The sequence below is a fragment of the Actinoplanes subglobosus genome, assembly GCF_042650585.1.
Lineage (GTDB): Bacteria > Actinomycetota > Actinomycetes > Mycobacteriales > Micromonosporaceae > Actinoplanes > Actinoplanes subglobosus.
Genome location: NZ_JBHSBL010000026.1, coordinates 284,195 through 293,505, shown reverse-complemented (window position 1 = coordinate 293,505; position 9,311 = coordinate 284,195). Strand labels below are relative to the sequence as shown.

9 protein-coding genes are annotated in these 9,311 nt (G+C 70.1%); 3 read left to right on the top strand and 6 right to left on the bottom strand.

Going from position 1 to position 9,311, the window contains the following annotated elements; all coding sequences use genetic code 11:
* Positions 1 to 1,526: rhamnogalacturonan lyase B N-terminal domain-containing protein (locus ACFO0C_RS39595; RefSeq protein ID WP_378071942.1), on the top strand; the 1,526-nt coding region annotated here is incomplete at its 5' end.
* A 254-nt stretch (positions 1,527 to 1,780) separates the two neighbouring features.
* Here the strand turns inward: ACFO0C_RS39595 and ACFO0C_RS39590 are convergent.
* Positions 1,781 to 2,122 (bottom strand): hypothetical protein, encoded by a 342-nt coding sequence (locus tag ACFO0C_RS39590; protein WP_378071941.1) that lies wholly within the window; start codon positions 2,120 to 2,122, stop codon positions 1,781 to 1,783.
* Positions 2,123 to 2,593: 471 nt separating this feature from the next.
* On the opposite strand from ACFO0C_RS39590, the gene ACFO0C_RS39585 reads away from it, so the two are divergent.
* Both ACFO0C_RS39585 and ACFO0C_RS39580 read left to right on the top strand, forming a co-directional pair.
* A complete protein-coding gene (locus ACFO0C_RS39585; RefSeq protein ID WP_378071940.1) occupies positions 2,594 to 5,029 on the top strand; it encodes a phosphoketolase family protein in 2,436 nt (811 codons plus the stop codon).
* Between the two features lie 232 nt (positions 5,030 to 5,261).
* A complete protein-coding gene (locus tag ACFO0C_RS39580; protein ID WP_378071939.1) occupies positions 5,262 to 5,714 on the top strand; it encodes a peptidoglycan-binding domain-containing protein in 453 nt (150 codons plus the stop codon).
* 7 nt (positions 5,715 to 5,721) lie between these two features.
* Here the strand turns inward: ACFO0C_RS39580 and ACFO0C_RS39575 are convergent, their stop codons facing one another.
* The 5 genes from ACFO0C_RS39575 to ACFO0C_RS39555 all read right to left on the bottom strand — a co-directional run bounded on the left by ACFO0C_RS39575 (position 5,722) and on the right by ACFO0C_RS39555 (position 9,303).
* Positions 5,722 to 6,480 (bottom strand): energy-coupling factor ABC transporter ATP-binding protein, encoded by a 759-nt coding sequence (locus ACFO0C_RS39575; protein ID WP_378071938.1) that lies wholly within the window; start codon positions 6,478 to 6,480, stop codon positions 5,722 to 5,724.
* A gap of 4 nt (positions 6,481 to 6,484) precedes the next feature.
* On the bottom strand, positions 6,485 to 7,249 hold the full coding sequence (cbiQ, locus tag ACFO0C_RS39570) for a cobalt ECF transporter T component CbiQ (RefSeq protein ID WP_378071937.1): 765 nt from the start codon (positions 7,247 to 7,249) through the stop codon (positions 6,485 to 6,487).
* Positions 7,249 to 7,581 carry a PDGLE domain-containing protein gene (locus ACFO0C_RS39565; RefSeq protein ID WP_378071936.1) on the bottom strand — a complete coding sequence of 111 codons (333 nt, stop codon included), beginning with the start codon at positions 7,579 to 7,581 and terminating at the stop codon, positions 7,249 to 7,251. Before ACFO0C_RS39565 ends, cbiQ begins: the two co-directional genes overlap by 1 nt.
* A complete protein-coding gene (locus ACFO0C_RS39560) occupies positions 7,578 to 8,282 on the bottom strand; it encodes an energy-coupling factor ABC transporter permease (protein ID WP_378071935.1) in 705 nt (234 codons plus the stop codon). Before ACFO0C_RS39560 ends, ACFO0C_RS39565 begins: the two co-directional genes overlap by 4 nt.
* A 64-nt stretch (positions 8,283 to 8,346) precedes the next feature.
* A complete protein-coding gene (locus ACFO0C_RS39555; RefSeq protein ID WP_378071934.1) occupies positions 8,347 to 9,303 on the bottom strand; it encodes an Acg family FMN-binding oxidoreductase in 957 nt (318 codons plus the stop codon).
* Between the last annotated feature and the right edge of the window lie 8 nt (positions 9,304 to 9,311).

The following is a 9,311-nucleotide window of genomic DNA, read 5'->3' as shown; positions in this document are numbered from 1 at the left end:
GCGTCCCGGTCCTCGGTGCCGGAGCGCTGGTCACCGTGGCCGGCACCGCCAGCGCCGCCGCGTTCGGCTGGAGCGACGACGGCTCGAACTTCGTCGTCGACACCGGCGCCAACCTCGTCTTCAAGGTCAGCAAGAGCAACGGCGACCTCACCTCGTTCGTCCACCGCGGCGTCGAATACCAGGGATACGGTAAGAACTCGCACGTCGAGAGCGGTCTCGGCGCCTCCACCGTGACCCTGACGGCGAGCGGCTCCACCATCCTGATCAAGGTGGTGCACGGCTCGCTGATCCACTACTACGCGGCCCGGTCCGGCGAGAACGACATCTACATGTGGACCTACAAGGCCGCCGATTCGGTGACCATGCAGCGTTACATCGTCCGGCTCAAGCCCGGGTTGCTGCGGTTCAGCGGTGGTGACGCCTGGGACTCGGCGGCGACCACCACGATCGAGGCCGGCGACGTCTTCCGGGCCACCGACGGCACCACCCACTCCAAGCACTACTCGGGCCTGCGGGTGATGGACTACGACTACATCGGGGCGAAGAACGCGGCCGGCACCGTCGGCATCTGGATGGTCCGCAGCAACCACGAGAAGGCCTCCGGCGGCCCCTTCTTCCGCTCGTTGCTGCGCAGCGGCAGCACCGGATCACCCGATCTCTACGAGATCGTCTGGTACAACATGGCACAGACCGAGGCTCAGAGGTACGGGCTGCACGGCCCCTACCGCCTGTCGTTCACCGACGGCGGCGCCCCGGCGACCGGCCTGTCCACCGCGTGGGCCGACGGACTCGGCATCCAGGGCTACGTGCCGGCTTCGGGCCGCGGGCGGGTGGCGGGGGTCGGCATCAACGGGCGGGACACCACCTACCCGTACACGGTCGGGTTCGCCAACGCCGACGCCCAGTACTGGGCCGTCGCCAGCGCGTCGACCGGCTACTTCTCCTGCGCGGGCATGCTGCCGGGCACCTACACGATGACGATCTACAAGGACGAGCTGGCCGTGCACACCGGCTCGGTCACCGTGACGGCCGGCGGCACCACCACGCTCAACAGCATCACCATCGGCGGCGACCCGAGCACCGCGCCCGCCATCTGGCGAATCGGCGACTGGACCGGGTCGCCCAAGGGCTTCAAGAACGCCGACCTCATGACGTACGCCCACCCGTCCGACCCCCGGGCGGCGACCTGGACGGGCAACTTCATCGTCGGTACGGCGGCCGCCTCCACGTTCCCCTGCTACCAGTGGATCGGCGTCAACAACGACGTGCTCGTCTACTTCAAGCTGACCGCCGCCCAGGCCGCGGCCGCGCACACGCTGCGGATCGGGTTGTCGGCCAGTTACGCCGGAGGCCGCCACCGTGTCTCGGTCAACAGCTGGACGTCGGCGATCCCGGCCGCACCCGGCAACTCGGGGACCCGGAGCCTGACGGTTGGCGCCTACCGGTCGTACACGTCGACGCTGACCTACGCGGTGCCGGCATCGGCGTTCCAGACCGACGTGTCACAGTGGACATCCTCAAGCTGACGCTGGTCAGCGGGTCGTCGGGGGACGGTTATCTGAGTCCGGGCGTCGCCTTCGACTGCATCGACCTGCTCACCTGACGGTTCCGTCGCCGCCCGGCCTCCTCCGGTCCGGCCTGGTCCTGAACGGCCAACCGGACCCCGGCCAGGCTCTCGAAGAACGCGGCGATCACGATCACCGTGTGGGCGTGAGGGACCGGGCCATTGCTCCATCATGGAACGTCCGGTGGCCCGGTGCCCGTCAGGCCCGGGTGCCGGTCACCCGCCGGGTGGGGCGTCGAAGCGGCGGGCGATGTCGTGATGGGCCGCGGCCGCGGTGGCGGCGTCCATGGCGGTGAACGGGGAACCCGGCCCGGCGCCCAGGTCGGCGACCTGATCGGCGAAGCGCCGGTGCCGCTCCGCGGCGTGTTTGCGGCAGGGCAGGCAGGTGACCATGTCGGGCTCGGCCGAGGTCATCGCGAACGGTGTGCGCACCCCGCAGGCCGTGGTCACCTCGGCGGGCAGGTCGCCGACGAGGCCGAACACGGACGCCAGGAGGTTGCGCTCGGCAGCGCGGGAGCGCAGCTTGCCGGCCTCGACGTGAATGTGCGGGTCGTCCATCAGATCGAGTCTGGCATGCCGTCCGCCTCCTCGTCGGCACGCGGCCGCCGGCAGCGGCGGTCGGCGATGCCCGCCACGTGTGCCCGAATCGTCCGGACGGGGTGATGCCGCCGGATCCGGTGACCGGCACCGTGAAGCCGGGGGCCATGCCGAGCGAGGCGGCCGGGAGGGGGGCGGGTGCACGGCGGACGTGTGGAGGATCGCGGGACGGTCAGGTTCGGGTGCCATTCTGCCGGGCCGACCCGGAACGCCGCCGAATCCTGGTAGAAGTTTCCCCAGGGGGAATTCGCCCATGCGAGCGCCACGACGGTGGCGCCACTTCACGGGACCTTCGTTTTCCGGTCGGCGCGTGTGAACCATCGGCGGGGGTAACGTCCCGTTCGGAGGGGCCGAAAGACCCGTGCCGCCGAAATTCCGCGTCGATAAGTTGATCGTGACAAGTCAGGAACTCGAAAGACAACGTCGAGAGGAATGACCGTGACCGCCGTATCGGACAACCGGGCCGCCACGCTCGACCAGCAGGAACTCGTGCGGAGGCTCGCCGCTCCGGACGATGCCGAGGTCGCGAGCCTCGACGCCTGGTGGCGGGCCAACAACTACCTCACCGTCGGGCAGATCTACCTCCAGGGCAACCCGCTGCTGCGCGAGAAGCTGACCTCGGAGCACATCAAGCCGCGCCTGCTCGGCCACTGGGGCACCAGCCCGGGTCTGTCGTTCGTCTACGCCCACGTGTCGCGTCTCATCAAGCAGACCGGGCAGCAGGCCATCTATCTGGCCGGCCCGGGGCACGGCGGCCCGGCCCTGGTCGCCGCCGGCTACCTGGAGGGCACCTACTCCGAGGTCTACCCGAAGGTGGATCTCTCCGAGGGTGGCCTGCTCAAGCTGTTCCGCCAGTTCTCCAGCCCCGGCGGCATCCCCAGCCACGTCAGCGTCACCACACCCGGCAGCATCCACGAGGGCGGCGAGCTCGGCTACGTGCTGGTGCACGCCTTCGGCTCGGTGATGGACAACCCGGACCTGCTGGCGATCGCGGTCGTCGGTGACGGCGAGGCCGAGACCGGCCCGCTCGAGGGCTCCTGGAAGGGCATCTCCTTCATCAACCCCGAGCACGACGGCGCGGTCCTGCCGATCCTGCACCTCAACGGCGCGAAGATCGCCGGCCCGACCGTCCTGGCCCGCAAGGACCCGGCCGAGGTGCGCAAACTCCTCGAGGGCCACGGCTACGACGTCATCGAGATCGAGGGCGAGGACCTGCCGGGCATGCACCACCGGTTCGCTGCGGTGCTCGCCGAGGCCTGGGGCAAGATCAAGAGCATTCAGGACGCGGCACGCAACGGTACGTGGGACGGCAGCCGTCCGCACTGGCCTTTGATCATCATGCGTACGCCCAAGGGCTGGACCGGCCCGGAGAAGATCGACGGGATCACCGTCACGGGCACCTGGCGCTCGCACCAGGTTCCGTTGTCCGGCGTCAAGGGCAACGACGATCACCTCGCCGAGCTGGAGAAGTGGCTGCGGTCGTACCGGCCGGAGGAGCTCTTCGACGCGTCCGGAGCGCCCGCGCAGATCATCCGCGACCTGGCGCCGCCCGGCGACCTGCGGATGAGCGCCACCCCGCACGCCAACGGCGGCCTGCTCACCAAGGACCTGGACCTGCCGGACTTCCGCGACTACGCGGTCGACGTGAAGCAGCCGGCTTCCGAGCGTGCCGAGTCCACCCGCAGGCTCGGTGAGATGATGCGCGACATCTACTCGCGCAACCCCGACAGCTTCCGGCTGTTCTGCCCCGACGAGACCAACAGCAACCGGCTCGGTGCCGTCTTCGAGGTCTCCGACCGCACCTTCATGGAGCGCGTCACCGACGACGACGTGAAGATCAGCAACAAGGGCCGGGTCGTCGAGGTGCTCTCCGAGCACAACTGCCACGGCTGGCTGGAGGGCTACAACCTCACCGGCCGGCACGGCATGTTCGCCACCTACGAGGCGTTCGCCATGGTCAGCGCGTCGCAGACGGTCCAGCACGGCAAGTGGCTGCAGGAGGCGTCGCACCTGCCGTGGCGGGCCAAGGTCCCGAGCCTGAACATCCTGCTCACCTCGACCGCGTGGCGCAACGACCACAACGGCTTCTCGCACCAGGGACCCGGCCTCATCCAGGTGGTCCTCAACCAGCGGGGCAACGTGGCCCGCGTCTACCTGCCGCCGGACGCGAACACCCTGCTCTCGGTGGCCGACCACTGCTTCCGCTCCCGGTCGTACGTCAACCTGATCGTCATCGACAAGCAGCCCCAGCTGCAGTGGCTGGACATGGAGCAGGCGATCGAGCACTGCCGCAAGGGGGCCGGCATCTGGGAGTGGGCGGGCACCGACGACGGCGACCGCGACCCGGACATCGTCCTGGCCTGCGCCGGCGACGTGGTGACCATGGAGACCGTGGCGGCCGCGCAGATCCTGATGAAGAAGCTGCCGCAGCTCAAGGTCCGCGTGGTCAACGTGGTCAACCTGATGACCCTGCCGCGGCCGAAGGACCACCCGCACGGCATGAGCGAGACCATGTTCCGCGAGCTGTTCACCGACCACGTCGACGTCGTGTTCAGCTTCCACGGCTACCCCGGCGCCATCCACCAGCTGGTGCACGGCCGGCCCGACGCCGACCGGTTCCGGGTGCGCGGCTTCATCGAGCAGGGCACCACGACCACTCCGTTCGACATGACGGTGCGCAACAAGGCGTCCCGCTACCACCTGGTGATCGACGCCATCAACAACGCCCGGCGGCTGCCGGCCGGCGCGAGCGAGCTGAAGGCGTGGTGCGAGGCGCAGCTGGAGAAGCACGACAAGTACGTGGTCGAGCACCTGGAGGACATGCCCGAGGTACGGGACTGGTCGCTGGGGGACTGGGCCGAGAGCTGATCCCGGGTGGGAAATCCCACTGTGGGGTGCACGTAGATGAGCGATACCGCGCGCGAATTCACAGATTCGCGCGCGGTTTGCCTATTGGAGTTCGCGAATCAGACAGCAAGCGGCCACCAATTCTTGCGAAAGTGCGCCCGAGACCTGTCTCACCCTTTTATTCATCGGCGCGGGAAGCGAAAGTGAGGGGAGCAACTACCCGTCGCTCGACGATGAGGAAGGGGACCCCCGTATGACCGCCACCCTGAACCCCTGGCCGACGACCCGGCAGGGATCCACTGACCACCCGGTGCAGACGCTGCAGTACCTGCTGCTCGCCCATGGTCACACGGTCACCGTTGACGGCGTTTTCGGCTCCGAGACCGGCGACGCGGTGCGCGCCGTCCAGCGGGCCAAGAGCCTTCCCGACAACGGGGTGGTCGACGCCGCGACATGGCGTGCGCTGCTGGTACCGGTACGGCCCGGGATGCGGGGCAGTGCGGTGCGCGGGCTCCAGGAGGAGTTCGCCCTCGACTCCGCCGACGGGATCTACGGGCCGAAGACGGAATCGGCGATCCGTGACCTGCAGCGCACCATCCGGGCCGGTGGCGGCACGGTCGAGGTGGACGGCATCGTCGGCCCGCAGACGTGGCAGGCCCTGGTCAGCGGCCTGCGTGAGGCGGCCCCGCTGAGCAAGGCCGCCTGAGACGGGTTCAGGCCCCGCGGCGCACCGTCGCGGGGTCGAAGCCGAACGGCAGCTCCAGGCGGTGCGCGGCCATCAGGGTGCGGTCCGCCAGCAGGTCGGCGGTGGGGGCGTCGGCGACGATCCGGCCGGCGTCCAGGATGACCGAGCGGGGGCAGAGCTCCAGCGCGTACGGCAGGTCGTGCGTCACCATCAGCACGGTCACCGGCAACGACTGGATGATCTCGGCCAGCTCGCGCCGGCTGGCCGGGTCGAGGTTGGACGACGGCTCGTCGAGCACCAGCAGCGACGGGCGCATCGCCAGCACCGTGGCCACGGCCACCCGGCGCCGCTGGCCGAACGACAGATGCTGCGGGACCTGATCGCGGTGCTCCAGCATCCCCACGGCGGCGAGTGCCTCCGTCACGCGGTCGTCGAGGTCGGTGCCCCGTACCCCCAGATTGGCCGGACCGAAAGCGACGTCCTCCGCGACGGTCGGCATGAACAGCTGGTCGTCGGGGTCCTGGAAGACGACGCCGACCCGGCGGCGGATCTCGGTGATCGCCTGGCGATCGCCGGGCGTGACCGGCAGCCCGGAGATCTCGACCCGGCCCGCACCGCCGTGCAGGATGCCGTTGAGATGCAGCACCAATGTGGTCTTGCCGGCGCCGTTGGGGCCGAGCAGCGCCACCCGCTCGCCCTCGGCGAGGGTGAGGTCGATGCCGTGCAGCGCCTGCCGCCCGTCCGGATAGGCGAAGGTGAGGCCGGTGATCGTGAGTGCCGCGGTCATCTGATCATGCTAGGACGGCCGCCGCCACGGCGATCCCGGCGGCCGCCACCGGCAGAGCCGAGGAGAGCGCCCACTCGCGGGCCGGTGCCGGCTCGTTCTCGATGTGCGGCATCCGGCCGGTGTAGCCGCGCGACAGCATCGCCAGGTAGACGCGCTCGCCCCGCTCGTAGGAGCGCAGGAACAGCGCGCCGACACCGACCGCGAACGCCTTCACCTGCCAGAGGAACCGCGGGTCGTAACCGCGGGACAGCCGGGCGATCCGCATCCGCCGCGCGTCGTCGATCAGCACGTCGACGTAGCGCAGCATGAACGTCATGATCTGGGTGATCACGGTCGGGCAGCGGAGCCGGTCCAGGCCGAGGATCAGGTCACGCATCGTGGTGGTCGCGGCGAGCAGCAGCGACGCGAGGACGCCGAGGGTGCCCTTGGCGACGATGTTCCACGCGCCGTAGAGGCCGTCGACCGACAACGACATGCCGAGCCAGTCGATCCGCTCACCGTGGCCGGCGAACGGGAGCACCACGGCCAGCAGCACGAACGGCAACTCGATGGTGGACCGTTTGAGCAGCCAGCCGGCCGGCACCCGGGCCAGGAGGGCGACCAGGGCGATCAGCAGGGTGTAACCGGCGAAGGCGGCGAACTCCTCCCGCGGGGTCACCACGACGACGATGGTGAACAGCAGCACCGCCGCGATCTTCACCTCGGGGGAGAGCCGGTGCACCCGGCTGTCCCGGTCGAGGTGGAGCGGGTGGGCGTGGCCCGCCCCCACTAGACGACCGGCTTACGGCGGCGGATCATCCAGAACAGGCCGCCGCCGATCGCGAAGGTCAGCAGCACGCCGGCGACCCCCGACAGGCCGGTGGAGAGCATCTCGTTGTCGATGCCCTGGATGCCGTAGTCGGCGAGCGGGCTGTCGGCGAGCTGGTGGTCCTGCTCCCGCTGGAGCATGCAGGTCCCGCCGGTGATCTGGTCGTCGGCGTCGAAGGTGCAGCCCTCGCGGGCGGCGTAGTCGAGGCCGTCCGGGCTGCCGGAGGCGAAGCTGGAGGCGACCCCGGCCAGCAGCAGGGCCACGAACAGGCCGGCGATCAGGAACTTCCTCATGCGGTGACCCCCGTCCTGGCGACGGCCGGCGGCTTGCGGAACGCGCGCAGCGCGTAGACCAGGTCGGGGCGGACCTTGGCGACGGTGACCACGGTGGTGGCGGCGATCAGGCCCTCGCCGATGCCGATCAGGGTGTGCACGCCGGCCATCGTGGCGGCGATCGCGCCGAGGGAGAGCTCGGTGGTGCCACCCAGCGCATACTCCGCGACGAAGCCGAGCGAGGCGACCACGACACCGACCACCGAGGCGATCAGGGCGGTCGCGCCGAGGCCGGCGACCGTGCGCGGCAGGACCCGCAGGAGCAGAGCGACCAGGAGGTACGCCGCGGCGGTCCCGATCAGCGCCATGTTGGTGATGTTGAGCCCGATCGCGGTGAGCCCGCCGTCGGCGAAGACCAGCGCCTGCACCAGCAGGACGGTCGCCACGCAGAGGGCACCGACCCACGGGCCGACCAGGATGACCGCGAGGGTGCCGCCGAGCAGGTGGCCGGAGACACCCGGGAGCACCTGGAAGTTGAGCATCTGCACGGCGAAGATGAACGCCGCGACCAGGCCCGCCATCGGGGCGAGCCGGTCGTCGAGATCGATTCTGGCGCGCCGGACACAGACTGCCAGCCCGGCCACCGCTATCACTATGAAGATCGCCGAGACGGGACCGTTGATGATCCCGTTGGCGATGTGCATCGCCCGCACGTCGTCCATGGCGCCAGCATATTCATCGCCAGTGGTTGTTGCATATAGTTGGCAACTGGCCCAGTGATGATCTTCACCCGACCAGGACGTCGGCCACATCCCGCCGCGGGGACGGGTGACCGGGCTGGCCGTACCCGATCCGGAAGGCGATCTGCGGGAACCCGGACCGCCCCAGCGACCTGCGCAGCTGATCGCGGGCGGTCGGGACCTCGATCGGCTGGGAGATCAGCGAGCTGGACAGGCCCGCGTCGGTGGCGGTCAGCAGCACGTGCTGGAGCGCCTGCCCGGCCATCAGCTGGTCGAGCTTGCGGTCACCGGCCGTGCCGAGGATGCCGACCAGCGGCTCCGGCTCGTAGTCGCGGCCCGGGGCCCGCCGCCGCCCGCCGAAGTTGCGCTGCGGGATCAGGTCCTGCGCCTCGGCCACCGACGCGGCCGCCGCCACCGGGATGCCGTCGGTCGCCGACTCGGTGTCGGTCCAGGTGATCATCTCGGCCTGGTAGCGGCCGTCGCGCCGCAGCACCCGATCGGCGCTGTGCGCGATCTCCGAGAACCCGGTCAGCGCGGTCATCCCGACCAGGAGGTCCAGCCAGGTGCCCTCGACCCGGGCCGCCTCGATCAGGCGCACCCGGACGTCCGCGGGCACCGGGTCAGGCCAGAACGGGTGCCGGTTGCTGTAACGCCGCTCGACCGCGGCATAGAGGTCACGCTCGGTGTAGGTGGGGGGCCGGTGCGGTGCCGGCGTGAGGCGGGCGACCACATCCGGCGCGTCGAGGTCCGGCAGCAGCTTCACCTCGGCCGGCGTGCCGGCCCAGGCCAGCGCCAGCTTGGCGTTAAAGGTGGCGGCGCCGAGCGCCAGCCGCAGCGCCCAGCCGCCGTGATCGGCGACGCTGAGCTGCCGGCCCGGGTCGGCGAGCACCTCGATGGCGCCGTCGTGCAGGCGGAACGCCCACGGCTGGCTGTTGTACATGGAGGGGGCCTGGAGGCCGGCCGCAGCGGCGCGCCGCAGGTCGGACGAGTCGTAGCGGGTCATCATCACTC

Coding starts and splice junctions, on each gene's coding strand:
- ACFO0C_RS39590 (WP_378071941.1), bottom strand. CDS start 2,122: ATGGACGACCCGCACATTCACGTCGAGGCCGGCAAGCTGCGCTCCCGC.
- ACFO0C_RS39565 (WP_378071936.1), bottom strand. CDS start 7,581: ATGAGGAAGTTCCTGATCGCCGGCCTGTTCGTGGCCCTGCTGCTGGCC.
- ACFO0C_RS39560 (WP_378071935.1), bottom strand. CDS start 8,282: ATGGACGACGTGCGGGCGATGCACATCGCCAACGGGATCATCAACGGT.
- ACFO0C_RS39580 (WP_378071939.1), top strand. CDS start 5,262: ATGACCGCCACCCTGAACCCCTGGCCGACGACCCGGCAGGGATCCACT.
- ACFO0C_RS39585 (WP_378071940.1), top strand. CDS start 2,594: ATGACCGTGACCGCCGTATCGGACAACCGGGCCGCCACGCTCGACCAG.
- ACFO0C_RS39555 (WP_378071934.1), bottom strand. CDS start 9,303: ATGACCCGCTACGACTCGTCCGACCTGCGGCGCGCCGCTGCGGCCGGC.
- ACFO0C_RS39575 (WP_378071938.1), bottom strand. CDS start 6,480: ATGACCGCGGCACTCACGATCACCGGCCTCACCTTCGCCTATCCGGAC.